The sequence below is a fragment of the Kribbella sp. NPDC051936 genome (assembly GCF_040680955.1).
Lineage (GTDB): Bacteria > Actinomycetota > Actinomycetes > Propionibacteriales > Kribbellaceae > Kribbella.
The window spans coordinates 618,407-638,515 of the sequence record NZ_JBFAXS010000004.1 but is presented as its reverse complement, the minus strand read 5'-3'; the positions used below and the strand labels follow the sequence as shown (position 1 = coordinate 638,515).

Genomic DNA, 20,109 nt, shown 5'->3' with positions numbered 1-20,109 from the left:
TCCCCTACGGGAGGGGTGATTCGGCTGACCACACCGACGTTGTCCGCCACAGATCCGACGGCCCGGGCTCAGTGGGCCGCCGGAAACGCGCTCGGGATCCTGCACCCGTCGGCGGTGCCGCTGCGGGACGGGCGGGTCCGGTTGACCACCCGCGACGATCTGCTGTCCGCGCGCGCGATGCGCGCGATCGAGGAACTGCTCGCCCGGCGGGCCGCGGACCGGATCAGCGACGACCGGCTGCTGGCCGAGGCCGTCACGGCTGTCGGTAGCGAAGTGGCCCTGGCACGCGGCGAACTGCCTGCCCGCGGTGCCGTCGACGCGCTCGACCGCTACCTGCGGGTGCCCGGGTTGGAGCAGTCCCGGCGAGCCGAGGCCGACGCCTTGCAGCGTGTCGCGCTCAGCGCCGCGGCGCCGGACGACCCGGAGTCGGCGGCCCGCCTCGATCGGCTGACAGCGCCGCCGAACAGCTACGACGTCTCGGCGATCGTGTCCGCCTCGGCGGCGATCAACCGCGAGGCGGAGCTTCTCGGCGTCGGTTCGTCGTCCGTAACGCGGCGCGGACGCCGTCGCGCCCAGGTCGGCAGCCGCCACCGGAGCGCGGAGGGGCGGCGCGTCTGGACCTCACAGATCCGCGGCACCGGTCTGTCGATCGGCAGCCGTCCGGATTCGCAGCCGCAGCTGACCGAGACCCATGCGCTGAACGTGCTCGCCGGTATGGACCGGCAGTCCCTGTCCGGAGCCGTCACCGACCAGCCGGCCGTCGATCACGGCTCGCACCAGGCGATCCTGCGGACGCGGGTCTCCGACGTACCGCACCGGCTCCGGATCGAGATCGGCGACACCACGCTGGGCGCGATGGGCCAAGGCGTCATCCGCGCCGGGACCGAGAACGACCCGAGCGTCCTGCGGATCCCGCCCGGGCTCAGCGACGAGCAGATCCGCTACGTCTACACCCACCAGCTGACGCTGATGACGCAGGAGCTGGCCGCCGCGGAGGCCGGTGCGTCCCGTGGAGTCCTCGGCCGGCTGCGGTCCGTCTTCAGCCGCGAGCGCCGCGACCGGCGGCTGCATGCCGACGAGGCCGCCTTCCAGGGCCTGGTCCGCGACTGGCACGAGGCGCGCTCCGAGACGCTGGCGAACGGACGTCCCAGTGGCCCGCGGAGCGTCGACGACCTCCAGCGCGACATCGAGGGCCTCGCCCGGACGATCCGCCGGCACGGCGGTGCCGAGCCGGCGCTGCCCTGGACCGCCCGTGCGGTCGTCACCCCCGACGCGGCCGAGATCGGCCGGGCCGCCGCGCGCGCCGACGCCGAGGCGAAACCAGCCCGGAACACACCCGCGCATCTGCGCATCCAGGTCGTCGCCCAGATCGAGACGCTCCGGACCGCGGTTGCGGATCTCGACGCGAAGGCGGCCCGCAAGCGGGACACCTCCACGGCCGCGACCGGCAAGGCGGCGGCGAAGGAGACCGAGGCCGCCGCCGAGGACCGGGCCCGCGACCAGGGCGCGCCGGACCGTGCCCGGCAGCTGCGGGACACGGCCACGGACGAGCGGAACAAGGCCGCTCGGCACACCGAGATCGCCGGCGCCTACGAGCAGGCCGCCGCCGACGCCCGGGAGGCGCTGGCCGGCTATCAGAGCCTGCTCACCGAGATCGACGGGAACGGCTCGCAGGCCCGGACGGCCGAGCTCGCGGCGGCCGCGCAGCACCAGGTGACGGTGTACCGAGGCAGCCTCGACCGGGCGCTACCGGCCCAGCACCTGCTGATGACCGGCGTTCCGGAAGGCGACGGTCACCGGCTGCCGATCGACGGCATCAACCAGATCCTCGCCCGGACCGGCAACGGCACCCGGTTGCCGGCCGGCTCCCCCGAACCGCTCAGCGCTGCGGAGTACCGGCGGGTGTTCACCGAGGGCGTGGTCATCAAGGTCCCGAACCCTGCGGACACCACGGTCGACGACACTCGCCAGCTGCGGGTGGTGCTCCGCCGCAAGGGCGGCATCACCGAGAAGGACCGGATCGACTTCCAGCTGGCCGAGCAGATGGCGGGCACCATCGGCGAGACCGGCACCAGCGTCGGCACGACGGACACGCACTCGACGAGCGTCAACGTCGGCGTGAACCTGGGGCCGCTGATGGACCTGGCCGTGCCCGGTGCGTCGCAGGTCGGCACGGCCAAGGTCGAGGTGTCGACCGGGCAGTCCCTGGCCGAGAAGTCCGAAGCCCGGGCCTACAGTCCGGGCTCGGCCTGGGTCGACGACAACCGCGGCGAGTCGATCCTCTACGAGTGGGAGGGCGAGTGGGAGGTCCAGGTCCGCGACTCCCCCACCGAGCCCTGGTCGGCGGTCGAGACCATCGACGCCGGCACGCAGCAGACATGGGTGTCCAGCGCGTACACCGTGCAGGCTCCGACCGACACCGTCACGCTCGCCGGGATCGGCCACGGCAAGGACGTCACCGGCGAGTTCCCGCGGCACGCGGTCACCAGCATCACCGGGCTGCAGGACGTCACGGATCGCCTGGTACGCAGGGCCCAGCAGCAGTACGGCGACCTGGACCGGGTCTCGTACGACCACATCGCCGGCCTGATGGTGAACGATCCGTACCGGCTGATGCGCGAGCTGAGCCGGCCGGGCGGAATCACCCGGCCGATCCCCACCGGCGGCGACTCGGAGTACGAACTCACCTACGAGCTCGAGCCGGTCTGGGGCACGGCGGAGCTGGTCGGTGAGTCCAGCTCGGAGATGTGGCAGGAAGAGGTCCTCGTCGACTTCGCCGGTGTCGGCGCGAGCCAGACCTACGGCACGTCGGTCACCGGCACCGGGTCGGTCGGTGTCAAGGCCGTCAGCGGGTCGGCCGGCCGCAATGTGTCCCGCTCCGGTGGGCAGTCCGTCAGCATGACCACGATCACCCCGGCCGTGCACCGCAACAAGGGCCCGACACAAGGCGTGCTGCTCGGTTTCAACGTCCGCGCGTCGCTGCGCAAGATCGGCGATGCCAAGGCGAAGCCGATCGTCGAGAAGGGCGAGGCGCGGGCCCTGATGCGGGTCGCGGAGAACGACCTGCTCCGGGCCGGCGGCCGCGCGGACCGGAACGCGATCTGCTGGGAGGACGACGGCAAGACGCCGAAGCTCGATCCGAACGGCCGGGTGCTGCTGCGCGGTGACGCGGAGCCGGCGGCCGACCCGCGGACGCTGACGACTCCGCCGGTCATGGGCCGCGGCGAGAACCAGATCCGCGGCGTCGGCAAGGCCCTGGTGCAGAACTTCCAGGGCGCCGATCCGGCGCAGCGCCAGGCGCTGGAGGGGCTCGCCGAGCTGGGCCTGGTCGCGCGGGCGGGTGAGTCGGCCACCGCCCTGCAGGTCGCCAACTACCGGCGGGTCCGGGAAGCGATCAACGCGCAGCGGATCGAGGCCGGTATCGACCAGGCCTGTCAGGGCGGCCTGATCGTGATGCTCGAGGACCACGGCCTCGCCGGCGCGACACGCTGGCGGCCGTTCCGGCTGTCGGTCACGCAGGAGACCGACGAGCAGACGGATCAGTTCGTCGGCGAGGGCCTCGGCACGAGCACGAACGAGAACGCCGTACGGCTCGGCATCAGCTCACGCGCCACCGGGCGGTCGTCCGGCCGGTCCCGTGGGGTGCCGCTGTCGGCCGGGGTCGGCGTTTCCGACGGTCCGGACGAGGGTTCGCGCGGCTGGGCCGGCCGGCTCGGGCTGAAGTTCAGCCGGAACGCGCTCGGCCGCAGCCTCAGCTGGACCGCCGGGCGGCGCGTCAACCGGGTCACGCTGACCGAGACCACCGAGCCGCTCGACCGGGTCAAGCAGAAGGTCCGGATCACCTTCGCGGAGATCACCGACCGGGGCGACGCCGAGCCGATCGCCGACGTCGAGGGCAGCATGGAGGTCGCGTACGAGCGCTCGCTGGCCCGTGCCGCCGCCCCGGTGTACGAGCAGGACCCGAAGCCGCCGCACCATCAGGCCGTCGAGCAGGCGATCCCGGTCGCCGTGGACGCCGGGAACGCGGCGGACGAACTGTGCAAGGCGATCCCGGCGATCCGTGCCGACTCGACGGCGCTGCCGGCGCTGCACGCGGCCCTGGCCCCGACCAGCCTGGTCGCGAACCGCGAGTGGATGAACGGCGAGTACCGGCTGCCGTTCACGGTGGTCCGCGCACCGGGGAACCCGGTGCACGCGTTCCAGGACGGCACGCTGCTGCCGCAGGAGTACGAGATCGTGATCCGGGGTGAGGCGGTCAGCCTCACGCACTTTGCGATGAACCAGCAGAACACGCTGGACATCAACTTCACGATGACCGACGTCGGCTCCACGTCCGGCAGGTCCGCCTCCGGCGGCGTCAGCGGCAGCGCCGGGCTCGGCGTCACCGAGGCCTCCGGCGCCGCCAGCTCCGGTGGTCTCTCGGTCGGCCGCACCGGTGGCCGGTCGACGTCCGTGACGACCAGCGAAACGTCCGGCGACGAGCGGCTGCTGGTCAACTCGGGTCCGCACCACGAATTCATGGAACGCCACAAGATGACCGCGGACATCGTCCACAACGGTCAGGTGATCCGGTCGATCGAACTGCCGGACGCGGTGGTGCAGAAGGCCATGGCCGAGCGGCGGGCGCTGGAGCTGTACGGCGCCGGCAAGCTGGACCTGCCGCTCTGGGTGGCCGCCGACGCCGCCGAGCGTTACCTGAACGACAAGCTGCCGGTCAGCCAGCGGGTCGCGAGCCGTTTCCTGACCCGCTACGTGAAGGAGAAGGAAGGAGCCACCACCGGCCTCGCCGCCGAGCACACCACCGAGCAACTGACCGCGAAGCTCAGCAAGCACGGACGGATCCGGCCGTCGCGCGCCGCGTCCGAGACCAAGCGCTTCGAATCGACCACGCGGCGGGTCGAGGCGCAGGCCGATCGCCGCCGGGTCATGCACACGTCCGAGGCGTACGACGACAGCCTCGGCGCGGCCCAGATCGAGTCGATCACCGTCGAGGGCACCGACCAGCGAGTCGACCTGCGCGAGCTGGTCGGGCCGCAGGTGGACGAGCTGGCCCCCGGCCTGCGGGACGCCAGCCTGCTGCTCCAGAACGCGCTGGACGTCGACCTCAGCCCGGACAGCTACCAGGGCCACCTCGACGACATGCTCGGCGCGGACGGGTTCGAAGTACCGATCGAGGTGCCGATCCAGGGGCAGGAACGGCCGGACGTGTTCTTCGTCAAGGTGTGGGCCCGGTACGAGGGCGACCTCACCGTCGACGGCGTCCCGGTCGCGAAGGACGGCACGCCGGAGCTCCCGAAGGAGGACGTCTGGGGCATCGGGCAGAACTACGACTACAAGTCGCTCGACCGGTCGGCGAGCCACACCGTCACGGTCTCGGGCGGTGTCGACGGCGCGGCCCCCGGCGCGCTCGGCGCCGGCTCCCTCGGCGTCTCGACCGACCAGAGCAAAACGCAGACCGAGGGCAGCGGCGAGCTGAACAACACGATCGACCGGCTGGGTAACGACCTGGACAAGGCGCACCGCAAGGTGGTGTTCGAGACCGAGGTCGTACGAGTGCGCAACGCCGGCGCGGCCGCGATGGCCAGCGCCCGCTGGAAGCTCGGCCGGATCGACCCCGCCGAGGTGACCACCGTGTCGGCGCGTCGCGAGGTGCGGGCCGACATGGTGATGTGGGTGCCGCGCGGGGACCTGATGGACGGCCCGCGTCCGCAGGCCGAGCAGCAACTGGAGGAAGTGGCCGAACACCGCCCGTTCCGGCTCCCGGAAGGCGCGATGGTGATTCGCGCCGCGCTGCACGCCCGGAGCGGCGAACGGCGCAACGAGCTCTCCGAGAAGCTGACCGCGTACCTCGGACAACCCGACGTCCTCGGGAGGCGCGGCGCGCAGGAGTACCGGCACCTGATCCGGTCCAACCTCAAGCCGAGCGCGCTGCGGGCCAAGGCCGGCAGGTTGCTCGACTCCGGCATCGCCCTGCAACCGATGGCGAAGCCGGGCAACGGGCGGACGACGGTCAACGTCCAGATCAACGCGGAGGCGGTAGGCCTGGAGCTGCACGGCCCGCACGTCCTCGGCCAGGACGGCCGGGTCTGGCGCCGGCAGGATGCGTACCGCTCGTCCAGCAGCAGCAACCGGATGCTGCCGGTGACCGGTTCCGGAGGCGTCGACGGCGGACTTGTCTCGGTCGGCGGCTCGATCGGCGAACAGGTCCGCGAGCAGTCCTCGGACCAGGGCGGCACCCGCCTGGAGACCAGCAGGTTCACCGAGGGCCAGCTGGTCACGGTGCGGATCCCGGTGGTCTACCACGCCACGGTCCGGACGGCCACCGACAACGGCTCCGGCGAACCGGTCGTACGCGACACCACCCACCTGCCCGAGCTGGCCAACGGCCAGATGTTCGTCCGGATGCGCGCGAGCCAGTTCCTCGAGTGCCTGCGGCAGATGGAGGCCGGTGCGACGCTCGACTCGGTGCTGGCGAACGCGCGGCTGGAGGTGCGACCGGAGGACTTCGGGCGGCCGGACCTGGTCGAGACCGAGTACGGGCAGGGCAAGTCCGGCGCGGTCTACCAGCCGTACCGCCCACTGCTCAAGGCGATCGAGCGTGCGAAGTCCCTGAAGCGGGCGGTGGTGCTGCTGGTCCAGGGCGCCGATGGCACCGACCGGAAGTACAAGGCCATTCCCGCCGACCCCGAACGGAACGCCCCGGCACGTTTTGTCGGCGACCGCGACGGCGGATTCGGCTCCGCGTTCGCCAGCCTGCACCCGAACCTGGCACTGATGGCCGAGGGGCGGGTCGACCTGCGCGAGCTCTACAACACGTCGGGACCGGACGGCAGCTTCAATGCGAAGGTGGCCGCCGCGCTGGAGCAGACGGGGGTGCCGCGGGACGTGCTGAAGGCGCTCGATCACACGATGACGGCGCGCTCGCTGCCGCCGGCCGGCGGGCAGGGAGCACGGTCGTCGGCGGTTTCCAGCCGGACGATCGCGTCTCCCGGCCAAGGACCGACGATGTCCGGGCCGTGAGGCCGATGACAGTGGCTTTTCGAGTACTCCGAGAACGAGAGGGGTTTTATGGCCTTCGCGGTGGCCCGCACCTGGGACGAGGCACAGCTGTACCTCGAGCTGCATCCGTGCCCGGACTGTGGATCGGTCGAGGCGCCCTGGGAGCAGGCGCTGGTCCAGATCGACGGCGAGCCCGCCTCCAGCTACACGGCGGTCTGCCCGGGATGCCGCGCCGAGCGCGAGTACTTGTTCGGGCTGCCCGCGCAGGGAACCGCGGTGCAGGGCTGGCCGACGTTCGGCGGTCCGGAGCCGTCGGAGATCATCGACGCCGGCCAGTGGCTGGACGTGGCCGACACCGCGGCGGCCGACGTCCCCACGGATCCCGTCGAGGCCGGTAGGGTGCTGGCCGTCGCGCGCGCCGCGGTGGTCGAGGTGATCAAGTTCGTCCCGGCCGGCGCGGACGCCGTACCGGAGGACGAGTTCTGGACACCGGAAGGACAGGCGGTCCGGGCGGCCGAGCCCGGGCGGTTCCGGCTGGACCGGTTACTGGTCACCCGGGACGCGTACGGTGAACTGGCCAATCGGATCAGGGAAACAGGAGCGAGATAACCGATGCTGACCGCGAGGACCCTGCTGGAGGCCGACATCTACGTGGCCCTGACCCGCGCGCAGGAGGAACCGGAGCCCGGTGTGGAGCTCCTGCCGGCTCCTGGTTTCGAGCCCGGCGTCAACATGACCGAGGGCCCGGACGCCTGGGTCTACGCGTCACCGGTCGGCGAGATCACGATCCCGTACGCCTCGGAGAAGTCGGCGACGCTCACCGGCGCGCACTGGGGGCTGGGCCGGTCGCGGCTGGTCGACGCGGCGGAGTGGGTCGCGGTCGGGCGGCTGTACTGGGAGCGCGGAGTCGAGGCCGACATGGCGTACAACGGCGAGCCCGGCAGGGAGCGCAACCTCGTCGCGCTGAACTACGAACTCGCCGCGGAGGCGATCGCGGAGGCGATCAAGTTCCTGCCCGAGGGCGCGGACCGGGTCCCGGACGAGGCGATCTGGACGACGTACGGCGCCGACATCCTGGCCGACGACCCGTACGCGGTCACCCGTGCCCGGCTGGAGGAAGACCTGGAGACGTACCGCGGCACCCTCGCGGACTTCCGCTCACTTCACGGCACCGGCGACTCCTGATCGACGTCGATCCGGATCGCCCGCGCGTCGGCGCCGGCCTGCTCGAGGACCTTCTGCTTCGGATCCGGTACGCCGAGAAACGGCGGCCGGACCAGGGCGACGAGCTCCTTGAGGCGCGGATCCTCGAGCACGGTGTCGACGGCCCGCCGGTCTCCCCCGCACACCAGTACGTCGAGGCGGGCCGGCGCCAGGATCCGCACGGCGACCTCGGTCGCCGCCGCGAACGCCTCGCGCGCCTGGTTGTCCCGCCGGCGCGCGTACCGCTGCTGCGACCAGCCGCCCGCCTTGGTCGTCCCCTGCACGTGCCGCGACCCGACCTTCGAGTCGAGAAGCTTGCCGCCGGCAAACACTCCCGCGCCGTAGCCGCCGCGCCGCACCAGCAGTACGCCGAGCCGCCGGTCCCGCAGGACATGCGCGACGAGCCCCTCGCGGGACAACACCGCGAGGGGCTCGAAGGGTACGGCGACGACGGCAGACGCACCGTCCTCCGCGGACAACGTGACGCTCGACGGCGTCACGTCGTACCGCACCGCACCGTGGCGCTCACCAAACCCGTCCAGCCACCTGTCCAGTCGGCCCGGCGCCACCGAGACGGTTTTCACACGTTGAAGCCGAGGGCGCGCAGCTGATCGCGGCCGTCGTCGGTGATCTTCTCCGGGCCCCACGGCGGCATCCAGACCCAGTTGATCCGGAAGTCGTTGACGAGGCCGTCCAGCGCCATCCGGGTCTGGTCCTCGATCACGTCGGTCAGCGGGCAGGCCGCCGACGTCAGCGTCATGTCGATGGTCGCCGTACTGGTGTCGTCGACGGTGATGCCGTAGATCAGGCCGAGGTCGACGACGTTGATCCCGAGCTCGGGGTCTACGACGTCCTTCAGCGCCTCGGTGACGTCCTCGACCTTGGCCGGTGTCGTCCCTGCCGGGGCGGCGGCCGCCTCGAGGTCGACCTCGGGCAGCTCGATCTTCTCGTCGGTCTGGTCAGGCATTGCTCACTCCTTGGTCGGCTGCGAGGGCCTGCGCGGTGGCGTCCCGCCACGCGGACCAGCCCAGCAGTGCACACTTCACCCGGGCCGGGAACTGCGCGACGCCCGCGAACGCCACGCCGTCCTCCAGAACCTCTTCGTCCGGTTCGACATTCCCCCGGCCCTGCATCAGCTCGAGGAACTTCTCGTACGTCGCCATCCCCTCCGACACCGGCTTGCCGATCACCAGGTCGGTCATCACCGAGGTCGCGGCCTGGCTGATCGAGCAGCCGACGCTGTCGTGCGTGACGCCCTTGACGGTCTCGCCGTCGAGCTCGACCCGGAGCGTGACCTCGTCCCCGCAGGACGGGTTCACGTGGTGCACCTCCACGTCGTACGGGTCCGCGAGGCCCGCGTGGTGCGGGGTCCGGTAGTGGTCCAGGATGATCTCCTGGTACAGGCTGTCGAGCTGCATATCAGTCCACCTTGAAGAATTTTCGGACGAATCCGAGGCCGTCGACGAGCGCGTCGATCTCCTCGGGAGTCGTGTACAGGTAGAAAGACGCTCTGGTCGACGATTGCATTCCGAACCGCTCGTGGACCGGGCGCGCACAGTGGTGACCGGCCCGCACGGCGATCCCCCGGGTGTCCAGAACCGTCGACACGTCGTGCGGGTGCACACCGTCCAGCTCGAAGCTGATCGCGCCGCCGTGGTCCTTGGCGTCCGTCGGGCCGAGCAGCTTCAGCCCCGGAACGGTCTTCAGCCCCTCCAGCGCGTACTCGACGATCGCGTGCTCGTGCGCGGCGATCTTGTCCATGCCGATCCCGGACAGGTAGTCCACGGCCGCACCCAGGCCGACCGCCTGCGCGATCGGCGGCGTCCCGGCCTCGAACCGGGCCGGCGGCGGCGCGTACGTCGAACCGGTCATCCGGACGACCTCGATCATCTCGCCGCCGCCGAGGAACGGCGGCAGCCCGGCGAGCAGCTCGTAGCGTCCCCAGAGCACGCCGATACCGGTCGGGCCGACCACCTTGTGACCGGTGAAGACCAGGAGGTCCGCGCCCAGCGTGGAGACGTCGACCGGGAACTGCGGGACGGCCTGCGAGGCGTCGACGACCACGGTCGCGCCGACCGCGTGCGCCTTGGCCGCGATCTCCGTGATCGGGTTGATCGTGCCGAGCGCGTTCGACACCCAGGTCAGCGAGACGACCTTGGTGTTCTCGGTGAGCAGTTGCTCGATGTTGCTGAGGTCGAGCCGCCCGTCCTCGGTCACGCCGAACCACTTCAGTGTCGCGCCGGTGCGCTCACACGCGAGTTGCCACGGGACGATGTTGCTGTGGTGCTCCATCTCGGAGATCACCACGACATCGCCCGGCTTCAGCGACGCACCCAGCGTGTGCGCGGCCAGGTTGAGCGCCTCGGAGGCGTTCTTGGTGAAGACGATCTCGTCCCGCGACGGCGCGCCGATGAAGGCCGCGACCTTGTCCCGGCCGCCCTCGTACGCCGCGGTCGCCTCGGCGCCGAGCTGGTGCATGGCCCGGGCGACGTTCGCGTTGTGCTTCAGGTAGTGGTCATCGATCGCCTGTACCACCTGGCGCGGCTTCTGCGAGGAGTTCGCCGAGTCCAGGTAGACCAGCGGGAACCCGCCCGCGAGTTCGCGGGACAGGATCGGGAAGTCCGCCCGGACCGACTGCAGGTCCAAGGGACTGCTGAAAGTCCGGGCGTCGGTCACTTGGACGCGCCTGCCTTCACGAACCGCTCGTACCCGTTGGCTTCCAGCTCCTCGGCCAGCTCCGGGCCACCCTCCTCGGCGACACGGCCGTCGACGAAGACGTGCACGAAGTCCGGCTTGATGTAGCGCAGGATCCGCGTGTAGTGGGTGATCAGCAGGATGCCCTTGTCGCCCTGGCCGGCGAACCGGTTGACGCCCTCGGAGACGATCTTCAGCGCGTCGATGTCGAGGCCGGAGTCGGTCTCGTCGAGGATCGCGATCTTCGGGTTCAGCAGCTCGAGCTGGACGATCTCGTGGCGCTTCTTCTCACCGCCGGAGAAGCCCTCGTTGACGTTGCGCTGCGCGAACTCGGGGTCCATCTGCAGCTCGGCGAGCGCGGTGTTCACGTCCTTGACCCAGGTCCGCAGCTTCGGCGCCTCGCCGTCGATCGCGGTCTTCGCGGTGCGCAGGAAGTTCGCCACCGACACCCCCGGCACCTCGACCGGGTACTGCATCGCCAGGAACAGACCGGCCCGGGCGCGCTCGTCGACGGACATGTCCAGCACGTCCTCGCCGTCCAGCGTCACGGTGCCGCCGGTGATGTTGTACTTCGGGTGCCCGGCGATCGAGTACGCCAGCGTCGACTTGCCGGAGCCGTTCGGGCCCATGATCGCGTGCGTCTGACCACCGGCGATGGTCAGGTCGACGCCGCGCAGGATCTGCTTCGGGCCGGCCTCGGTGTCGACCGACACCTGCAGGTCGCGGATCTCGAGTGTCGCCATGGTTTCTTCTATCTCCGTAGGGTTTTACAGGGAAGCCTGGTTGATGGGGTTCTTCACGTCGACGAGGACGTCGTCGCCGTCGAGACGCACCGGGTAGATCGGCACCGGGTCGTACGCGGGCAGGCTGGTCGGCTCGCCGGTGCGCAGGTCGAAGCGCGACCCGTGCAGCCAGCACTCGATCTCGCACTCGCCGACGTCGCCCTCGGACAGCTGGATCTGCGCGTGCGAGCACTCGTCCCGCACCGCGAAGTACTGTCCCTCGCTCTTCACGACCGCGACCTCGACACCGCCGACCTCGACCGGGACCACGCCCTCGTCGGGTACGTCGGCGGCGGCGCAGGCGCGCTCGAACGTGTCGCTCACTTGCCGACGACCGCCTTGGCCGACTCGCTCAGCTCGGCCGCGCGGGCGAGCTTCTCCTCGATCACGTCGTGCAGGCGGTCGGAGACCTCCGGCACGCCGATCTTGCCGATGATGTCGTTGAAGAAGCCGGCCACCACGAGCCGCCGGGCGGCGTCCTCGGGGATACCGCGGGCCTGCAGGTAGAACAGCTGCTCGTCGTCGAACCGGCCGGTCGCGGACGCGTGCCCGGCGCCCTCGATCTCGCCGGTCTCGATCTCCAGGTTCGGCACCGAGTCGGCGCGGGCGCCGTCGGTGAGCACCAGGTTCCGGTTCAGCTCGAAGGTGTCGGTGCCCTCGGCCGCGGCCCGGATCAGCACGTCGCCGATCCACACCGAGCGGGCGTTGTCGCCGGCCAGCGCGCCCTTGTAGAGCACGTTGCTCTTGCAGTGCGTGGCCTCGTGGTCGACGAACAGGCGGTGCTCGTGGTGCTGACCGGACTCGGCGAAGTACACCCCGACGAGCTCGGCGTCACCACCCGGTCCGGCGTACCGGACGTTGGTGCCGATCCGGACGATCTTGCCGCCGAGGGTGACCGCGACGTGGTGCAGTCGCGCGTCCCGGCCGACCAGCGCGTCGTGCTGACCGAGGTGGATCGACTCGTGGTCGGCCTGCTGGATCGAGACGATCCGCAGGTCCGCGCCGTCGCCGACCTTGATCTCGACGTTCCCGCTGAGCTCTCCGGCGCCGGTGTGGTCGATGATCACGATCGACTTGCTGTGCCGGCCGGCCTCGACGATCAGGTGGCTGAAGCCGCGGCCGCCGAGGCTCGCGACGTTCACGTGCACGGGCTCGGTCAGCTCGGCCTCGACCGGGATCCGCACCGCCAGCGCCTCGGGCGCCTGGGTCCAGGCGACCGCGGCGGACCGGTCCTGCGGCGTACCGACCTTGACCGCGTCGGCGGCGACGGTCTCGATCACGACGCCCCCGGGACCGGAGGCGTCGATCTTCGGGGTCTCGGTGCCCGGCGCGTCCTCGAACAGCGCCTTGAGCTGCTTGACCGGGGTGAAGCGCCACTCCTCCTCGCGCCCGTTCGGCACCGCGAAGTCGGCCACGTCGTACGACGTCGGCCGCTCGCTGCGGGCCTGCAACGGGACCGGGGAACCCGGCCCGTGGGAGTGCGCCTTGTTGCCCGTCGCGATAAGGGTTTCAGAGACTGTGTCAGTTTTTCCTGGCATCAGCCGACGGCCCCTTCCATCTGCAGCTCGATCAGTCGGTTCAGTTCCAGCGCGTACTCCATCGGGAGCTCGCGGGCGATCGGCTCGATGAAGCCGCGGACGATCATCGCCATCGCCTCGTCCTCGGCCATGCCCCGGCTCATCAGGTAGAAGAGCTGGTCGTCGCTGACCTTGGACACGGTCGCCTCGTGCCCCATCGCCACGTCGTCCTCGCGGACGTCGACGTACGGGTAGGTGTCCGAGCGGCTGATGGTGTCGACCAGCAGCGCGTCACAGCGCACCGTGGACTTGCTGTGGTGCGAGCCCGGCGCCACCTCGACCAGACCGCGATACGACGTCCGGCCGCCGCCGCGGGCCACCGACTTCGAGACGATCGAGCTGGAGGTGTACGGCGCGTTGTGCACCATCTTCGAGCCGGCGTCCTGGTGCTGGCCCTCGCCCGCGAACGCGACCGACAGGGTCTCGCCCTTGGCGTGCTCGCCCATCAGGTACACGGCCGGGTACTTCATCGTCACCTTGGAGCCGATGTTGCCGTCGATCCACTCCATGGTCGCGCCCTCCTCGCAGGTGGCACGCTTGGTGACCAGGTTGTAGACGTTGTTCGACCAGTTCTGGATCGTCGTGTAGCGGCAGCGGGCGCCCTTCTTCACGATGATCTCGACGACCGCCGAGTGCAGCGAGTCGGACTTGTAGATCGGCGCGGTGCAGCCCTCGACGTAGTGCACGTAGGCGCCCTCGTCGACGATGATCAGCGTCCGCTCGAACTGGCCCATGTTCTCGGTGTTGATCCGGAAGTAGGCCTGCAGCGGGATGTCCACCTTGACGCCCTTGGGGACGTAGATGAACGAGCCGCCGGACCAGACCGCGGTGTTCAGCGAGGCGAACTTGTTGTCGCCGACCGGGATGACCGAGCCGAAGTACTCCTTGAAGAGCTCCGGGTGCTCCTTCAGGCCGGTGTCGGTGTCCAGGAAGATGACACCCTGCTCCTCCAGGTCCTCGCGGATCTGGTGGTAGACGACCTCGGACTCGTACTGCGCGGCGACGCCGGCGACCAGGCGCTGCTTCTCCGCCTCCGGGATGCCGAGTTTGTCGTAGGTGTTCTTGATGTCCGGCGGCAGCTCCTCCCAGGAGGTGGCCTGCTTCTCGGTGGACCGGACGAAGTACTTGATGTTGTCGAAGTCGATCCCGGACAGGTCGGCGCCCCAGGACGGCATCGGCTTGCGGCCGAAGAGCTTCAGGCCCTTGAGGCGCAGGTCGAGCATCCACTCCGGCTCGTTCTTGAGGGTGGAGATGCCTCTCACCACGTCCTCGCTCAAGCCGCGCTGAGCGACCGCGCCGGCGGCGTCGGAGTCGGACCAGCCGTACTGGTAGTTGCCGAGGCCTTCCAGTTCGGGGTGAGCGGTTTGCGTCATCGTGCAGTCCTCGCAGATTCGCCGTCGGTTAGCTTGCTAGGGGCCACAGGGGCAGGGCCCGGGATATGCCCTGCTGGTATGTGGGTCGTACAGACACCGTCGCCGTGGGCGATGGTGGCCAAACGCTGTACGTGCTTGCCGAGGAGTCTCGAGAACACCTCGGTCTCGGCCTCGCACAGCTGGGGAAACTGCTCGGCCACGTGCGCGACCGGGCAGTGGTGCTGGCAGAGCTGGGCGCCGTGGCCCGCCTCCGCCGTGGAGGCGGCGTACCCGTCGGCCGTCAGGGCCTGGGCGAGCACCTCCGCCTTCTTGTTCTCGGGAGCCTGCGCGAGCAGCTCCCGGTACCGCTCCTCCACCTCGGCAACGCGGCGCCGGGCGAACTCCGTGATCGCGTCGTCACCGCCCGCTTCGGCGATGAACCGCATCGCGGTGGCCGCCAGGTCGTCGTACGCCTGGTGGAAGGCGTGCCGACCGGTGTCGGTCAGCGCGAACACCTTGGCGGGGCGGCCGCGACCGCGCGGGCCGTAGACGCGCTCCTCGCGGGACTCCACCAGGCCCTCGTCGAGCAGGTGGTCCAGGTGCCGGCGGACCGCCGCCGGGGTGAGCTCGAGCCGCTCGGCCAGCACCGCGGCGCTGGACGGGCCGTTGGTCAGGATCGAGCGGGCGACCCGGTCCCGAGTGGACTCGTCCCGCGCGGCGCCGCTGACGGCTCCGGTGGTCGCAGGATTTTTCACAACATCAGTGTCGCGTAATTCCCCGGGGCCTTCAAATAAGGTTCGCCTAACCGTTCCCGCGCTCACGCGGAACTCCAGGGGTAGGCGTGAGCGAGGTCACTCCGGGGCGTTCTCTATGCTGCGTTTGTGCCAGTCGCGGTGGAGATCGACAACCTCGTCGTGCGGTACGGCGAGAAGACCGCGGTCAACGGTCTCAGTCTCACCGTAGCCGCCGGCACGGTGACGGCCGTGCTCGGCCCTAACGGTGCCGGCAAGACCACGACCGTGGAGACGTGTGAGGGCTTCCGGCGCCCGGACTCGGGCAGCGTCCGGGTGCTCGGCCTGGACCCGCTCGCCGACCACGACGAGCTGATGCCGAAGATCGGCGTGATGCTGCAGGAGGGCGGCGCCTGGTCGGGTGTCCGCGCCGTCGAGATGCTCCGGTACGTCGCGACGCTGCACACCCACCCGCTCGACATCCCCGCGCTCGTGGAGCGCCTGGACCTGGGCAGCTGCGGGCGCACGCCGTACCGCCGGCTCTCGGGCGGGCAGAAGCAGCGGCTGTCGTTCGCGCTGGCGATCGTCGGGCGGCCGGAGATCGCCTTCCTCGACGAACCGACGACCGGGCTCGACCCGCACGGCCGCCGGGAGATCTGGCAGCTGATCCGCGACCTGCGCGCCGACGGCGTCACCGTGGTGCTGACCACGCACGCGATGGACGAGGCCGAGCAGCTGTCCGACCAGGTGCACGTGGTGTCGGCCGGCCAGGTGATCGCGTCCGGCACGCCCGACGAGCTGACCCAGCACCACACGAAGTCGCTCGAGGAAGTGTTCCTCGAGCTCACCACGCCGAGGGGCAAGCAATGACGACCTACGCCCCGCAGCCCGGCAGCGCGCCGTGGACACGGAAGGTGATCGCGCACACGCGGATGGAGTTCAAGCTGCTCGTCCGCAACGGCGAGCAGTTGCTGCTCGCGCTGGTGATCCCGCTCGGCCTGCTCCTGCTGCTCGGCGGCACCGGCCTCGGTGAGCGGCTCCCCCTCGGCAGCGGCCGGCCGATCGACGAGGCCGTCCCGCGGGTGCTCGCGCTGGCAGTCCTGTCGTCCTCGTTCACGTCGCTCGCGATCGCCACCGGCTTCGAACGGCGGTACGGCGTCATCAAGCGCCTCGGTGCCTCCCCGCTCTCCCGCACGGGCCTGCTCGCGGGGAAGATCGGCGCGGTACTGGTCGTGCAGGCCATCCAGCTGACAGTGCTGATCGGCACCGGGTTCGCGCTCGGCTGGAAGCCTGTCGGAGGCTTCGCCGCGGTCTTCGGTGTGATCCTCACCATCCTGTGCGGTACGGCGGCGTTCGCGTCACTGGGCCTGCTGATGGCCGGCCTGCTCCGGGCGGAGGCAACCCTCGCCGCGGCGAACCTGCTCTACCTCCTGCTGCTCGTGGGCGGCGCGATCATGACGCCGGTGACCGAATACCCCGAAGGCATGCAGGGCATCGTCCGCCTGCTGCCGAGCGCGGCTCTCGCCAGCGGCATCGCGAACTCCACCGTCGAAGGCGTGATCCCGTGGGCCGCCGCGCTCTCGCTGGCGTTGTGGGCCGCGGTCCTCGGATACCTGGTCTCCAGGACCTTCAAATGGGACTGACCTTTAGAGTGTGCCGGTGATGACGACGGAGACCCCGCCCCAAGAGACCGAGCCAGTGCGCGGATTCTGGCGACTGGTGCCCGAGCCGAGCCTGGACGTCGTCCGGCGCTGGGGCTGGGCGTCGGTGGCGGTGAACATCGGCATCGTGGTCACCGGCGGACTGGTCCGGCTGACCGGTTCGGGGCTCGGCTGCCCGACCTGGCCGTCCTGCACCGACGACTCCTACGTCCCGCACGCCGCGCTCGGCGTGCACGGCGCGATCGAGTTCACCAACCGGATGCTCGGGTTCGTCGTCGCGATCGTCGCGATCATCACCTGGCTGGTCGTCATGCGCTACCGCCCGGTCCGGCGGGACCTGCGGCGGCTCGCGACCGCGGCCGCACTCGGGGTCCCGCTGCAGGGCGTGATCGGCGGCATCAGCGTGCTCACCGGGCTGAACCCGTGGATCGTCTCGGCGCACTTCCTCGTCTCGCCGATCATCATCACGCTGACGGTCTCGATGATGCGCCGCTCGCGCACCAGCCCCTACCCGCACACTCCCCCGGTGGTCCGCGCGCTCGCCACCGCCTGTGTGGTGGCGGTCTGGCTGTCCGTTGCCCTCGGCACCGTTGTCACCGGCGCCGGTCCGCACTCCGGCGACCCGGAGACCGGCCGCAACGGTTTCGACCCGGAGCTCGTCAGCCAGCTGCACGCCGACGTCGTCTTCGGCCTGTTCGGCATCTCGATCGCGCTGGTGATCGCCACCAGGGTGACGGCTACCTCGCGGACGCTCCGCAAGCTGGCCGCATGGCTGCTGGCCGTCGAGCTGCTCCAGGGCGCCGTCGGTTTCACGCAGTACTTCACCGGCCTGCCCTGGCCCGTCGTGCTCGTCCACATGTTCCTGGCCGCGCTGCTGATCGCCCTGGTCACTGCTGTGTACGGCGAACGCGGGACACCCGCCACCTGACGGGCGCCCCGCGCGTCTCTCAGTACCTGACCTTGTAGACGGCTCCAGGACCGAAGACCGGTCCGGCGACGTACAGTCCGCCCCACCGGTTGAATGCCGTGCCGCCCGGCAGTGTCAGCTGATCCTTCACCAGCTCACGCTTGTAGCCGGCCCGGTGGTTCTTGCCCGGGTACTGCAGGAACAGGCCTCCGTGCGTCGGCCCGCTCAGCTCGAACTTCAGCCAGCTGGCCTTGTCGAGCTCGACGACCGCGAGCACTCCCCGCGGACCGCCGGCCAGGTCGACGATCGACGTGTAGCCGTCGGCGTACCGCTGGCATTTGCCCTTGTTCGGCTTGACCGGGTCGCAGATCGCACCGCTCGTGCCCGGCTTGATCCGCCAGATCTCCGACGTGCCCGGCGTGGCCGGGAAGCCGCGGAGCTCGCCGACGTACCAGTAGCCGTCGGAGCCGACGGTCACGGACGTCGCGACGGCCTCGGCGGTGATCGGTGTCCCCGCCGGTGGCAGCGGGTTGCCCTCCGGGTCGGTGGCGGGCAGACCGGACGGGACCTTCACCACCCGCGGCTTGAGCTTCGCGACCGTCTTGATGTGGCCGTTCGGCCAGACCCGGAGCAGGTCGTTGCCGGCCGCGTCCGAGACCAGGACCGTGCCGTCGTTCAGGGCCGCGACGCCGAACGGGTTCGAGTCCGTCGGGTTCTGCTCCTGGTCGTACGGGTCCGGGTCCGTCTTCTGGTACGCCCCGATGTCGGCGATCTTGACCGGCGACTTGCCGTACCGCATCCGGTACAGGGTCGTACTGCCCGGAACCGGCGGCTGGCCCGGTTCACCGCCCGCGCCGGTCAGCGCGTACGTCGTACCCCACTTGTTGGTGTCGATCGCGGGCGCGAAGCCTCCGGAGCCCGGCACCGTGCCGAGCTTCAGGGTGCGCCGCCCGTCGGTCACGTACACCGACCCGTCGGAGACGCTGTAGACGACCCAGTTCTTGTACGTCGAGACTCCGCGCGGCCCGTCCAGGCCCGTTGCGACCGGCTTCAAGCTCGAAGAGTGCTTGCCCCCGGCGTCGGCCTGCCCCGCGACCAGTACCGATCCTGCCAGCGCGAGTGCCGCGAGTGCCGCAATACGTGCTCGTACCCCCATAGATCCCCCTGCTGCAGCGCCTCCCCAGGCGTGGATCCCCCTCCACAGGCAGGACCCCATCGCAACATCAGATCACGATCAGGTCAACGGGGAAAACTCCCCGCACCCGGCGTGCGACGCTCAGTGCAGCAGTGGGTCGATCGCCGCGGCGATGAACAGCAGCGCCAGGTAGATGTTCGAGAAGTGGAACAGCCGCATCGGCCGCAGGGCGGCGCCGTCCGCGCCGGTGTGGGCCCGCAGCAACAACCGGCGCGCCTCGCGCAGGAACACGAAGCCGAGCACGATCGCGGCCAGCGGGTACACGAAGCCGGTGTCGCCGATCGGCCAGAGCGCGATCGAGGTGATCACCATGACCACCGAGTACGCCATGATCTGCCGCGCGGTGGCGACCGGGGTGGCGACCACGGGCAGCATCGGCACGTCCACCGACGCGTAGTCCTCGCGGTACCGCATCGCGAGCGACCAGGTGTGCGGCGGCGTCCAGAAGAACACCACCAGGAACAGCACGACCGGGGTCCAGGCGAGCTCTCCGGTGACCGCGGTCCAGCCGATCAGGGTCGGGAAGCAGCCGGCGATCCCGCCCCAGACGATGTTCTGCACGGTGCGACGCTTCAGCACCATGGTGTAGCCGAAGACGTAGAACAGGTTCGCCGCCAGCGCCAGGCCGGACGAGAGCCAGTTCACGAAGAAGCCGAGCTCGAGGGTGGCCAGCACGCCGAGCACGACGCCGAACGTGGTCGCCGAGCGCGGGCTGACCGCGTGCCGCGGCAGCGGGCGGCGCCGGGTGCGGCGCATCTGCTCGTCGATGTCGCGGTCCAGCACGCAGTTGATGGTGTTCGCGCTGCCGGAGGCGAGGATGCCGCCGATCAGGGTGGCGACCACCACCTGCAGACCGGGCACACCGCCGGCCGCCAGGAACATCACCGGCACGGTGGTGATCAGCAGCAGCTCGATGATGCGCGGCTTGGTCAGACCGACGTACGCCTTCACCACGTCGCGCACCGACGGACGCACCGTTGCAGCTGATACAGCGGTAGCGTCCGGCAG

The 20,109-nt window shown here is 70.4% G+C and carries 17 protein-coding genes; 6 read left to right on the top strand and 11 right to left on the bottom strand.

Annotated elements, in window-relative coordinates:
• The first annotated feature begins 15 nt into the window (after positions 1-15).
• From AB0L64_RS16955 to AB0L64_RS16945, 3 genes are read left to right on the top strand one after another with little or no spacing between them, the layout of a single operon-like run.
• Positions 16-7,020: a hypothetical protein gene (locus AB0L64_RS16955; protein WP_363711021.1), complete on the top strand. Its 7,005-nt coding sequence runs from the start codon at positions 16-18 to the stop codon at positions 7,018-7,020.
• Positions 7,021-7,068: 48 nt separating this feature from the next.
• Positions 7,069-7,608, top strand: a complete 540-nt coding sequence (locus AB0L64_RS16950; RefSeq protein ID WP_363711020.1) for a hypothetical protein — start codon at positions 7,069-7,071, stop codon at positions 7,606-7,608.
• Positions 7,609-7,611: 3 nt separating this feature from the next.
• Entirely contained in the window at positions 7,612-8,184 is a 573-nt protein-coding gene (locus tag AB0L64_RS16945) for a hypothetical protein (RefSeq protein ID WP_363711019.1), read from the top strand.
• Here AB0L64_RS16945 and AB0L64_RS16940 read toward each other — a convergent pair.
• From AB0L64_RS16940 to AB0L64_RS16900, 9 genes are read right to left on the bottom strand one after another with little or no spacing between them, the layout of a single operon-like run.
• Positions 8,163-8,786, bottom strand: a complete 624-nt coding sequence (locus AB0L64_RS16940; RefSeq protein ID WP_363711018.1) for an acVLRF1 family peptidyl-tRNA hydrolase — start codon at positions 8,784-8,786, stop codon at positions 8,163-8,165. The genes AB0L64_RS16945 and AB0L64_RS16940 overlap by 22 nt on opposite strands.
• Positions 8,783-9,169, bottom strand: a complete 387-nt coding sequence (locus tag AB0L64_RS16935) for a metal-sulfur cluster assembly factor (protein ID WP_359929254.1) — start codon at positions 9,167-9,169, stop codon at positions 8,783-8,785. The genes AB0L64_RS16940 and AB0L64_RS16935 overlap by 4 nt, the downstream gene beginning before the upstream one ends.
• On the bottom strand, positions 9,162-9,620 hold the full coding sequence (sufU, locus tag AB0L64_RS16930) for a Fe-S cluster assembly sulfur transfer protein SufU (protein WP_363711017.1): 459 nt from the start codon (positions 9,618-9,620) through the stop codon (positions 9,162-9,164). The genes AB0L64_RS16935 and sufU overlap by 8 nt, the downstream gene beginning before the upstream one ends.
• A 1-nt stretch (position 9,621) precedes the next feature.
• Positions 9,622-10,878, bottom strand: a complete 1,257-nt coding sequence (locus AB0L64_RS16925; RefSeq protein ID WP_363711016.1) for a cysteine desulfurase — start codon at positions 10,876-10,878, stop codon at positions 9,622-9,624.
• Positions 10,875-11,639, bottom strand: coding sequence for a Fe-S cluster assembly ATPase SufC (gene sufC / locus AB0L64_RS16920; protein ID WP_363711015.1), 765 nt, complete (start codon positions 11,637-11,639; stop codon positions 10,875-10,877). The genes AB0L64_RS16925 and sufC overlap by 4 nt, the downstream gene beginning before the upstream one ends.
• 24 nt (positions 11,640-11,663) lie before the next feature.
• The gene (locus AB0L64_RS16915; protein ID WP_359929260.1) at positions 11,664-12,002 is read right to left on the bottom strand and encodes a non-heme iron oxygenase ferredoxin subunit; all 339 of its coding nucleotides are present in this window, start codon (positions 12,000-12,002) and stop codon (positions 11,664-11,666) included.
• Positions 11,999-13,216 (bottom strand): Fe-S cluster assembly protein SufD, encoded by a 1,218-nt coding sequence (gene sufD / locus AB0L64_RS16910; RefSeq protein WP_363711014.1) that lies wholly within the window; start codon positions 13,214-13,216, stop codon positions 11,999-12,001. Before sufD ends, AB0L64_RS16915 begins: the two co-directional genes overlap by 4 nt.
• A complete protein-coding gene (gene sufB, locus AB0L64_RS16905) occupies positions 13,216-14,628 on the bottom strand; it encodes a Fe-S cluster assembly protein SufB (protein WP_359929264.1) in 1,413 nt (470 codons plus the stop codon). The genes sufD and sufB overlap by 1 nt, the downstream gene beginning before the upstream one ends.
• The gene (locus AB0L64_RS16900) at positions 14,625-15,362 is read right to left on the bottom strand and encodes a metalloregulator ArsR/SmtB family transcription factor (protein ID WP_363711013.1); all 738 of its coding nucleotides are present in this window, start codon (positions 15,360-15,362) and stop codon (positions 14,625-14,627) included. Before AB0L64_RS16900 ends, sufB begins: the two co-directional genes overlap by 4 nt.
• A gap of 126 nt (positions 15,363-15,488) precedes the next feature.
• Here AB0L64_RS16900 and AB0L64_RS16895 point away from each other — a divergent pair, with 126 nt between their 5' ends.
• Genes AB0L64_RS16895 through AB0L64_RS16885 form a run of 3 tightly spaced genes read left to right on the top strand, consistent with a single transcriptional unit; the run spans position 15,489 to position 17,927 of the window.
• Positions 15,489-16,208, top strand: coding sequence for an ABC transporter ATP-binding protein (locus AB0L64_RS16895; RefSeq protein ID WP_363711012.1), 720 nt, complete (start codon positions 15,489-15,491; stop codon positions 16,206-16,208).
• Positions 16,205-16,981, top strand: coding sequence for an ABC transporter permease (locus AB0L64_RS16890; protein ID WP_363711011.1), 777 nt, complete (start codon positions 16,205-16,207; stop codon positions 16,979-16,981). Before AB0L64_RS16895 ends, AB0L64_RS16890 begins: the two co-directional genes overlap by 4 nt.
• Before the next feature lie 19 nt (positions 16,982-17,000).
• Entirely contained in the window at positions 17,001-17,927 is a 927-nt protein-coding gene (locus AB0L64_RS16885) for a COX15/CtaA family protein (RefSeq protein WP_359929271.1), read from the top strand.
• Between the two features lie 19 nt (positions 17,928-17,946).
• On the opposite strand, the gene AB0L64_RS16880 is transcribed toward AB0L64_RS16885, so the two are convergent.
• Both AB0L64_RS16880 and AB0L64_RS16875 read right to left on the bottom strand, forming a co-directional pair.
• Complete coding sequence (locus AB0L64_RS16880) at positions 17,947-18,960, bottom strand: ScyD/ScyE family protein (protein WP_363711010.1); 1,014 nt, start codon at positions 18,958-18,960, stop codon at positions 17,947-17,949.
• A gap of 222 nt (positions 18,961-19,182) precedes the next feature.
• Positions 19,183-20,109, bottom strand: a complete 927-nt coding sequence (locus tag AB0L64_RS16875; protein WP_363711145.1) for a heme o synthase — start codon at positions 20,107-20,109, stop codon at positions 19,183-19,185.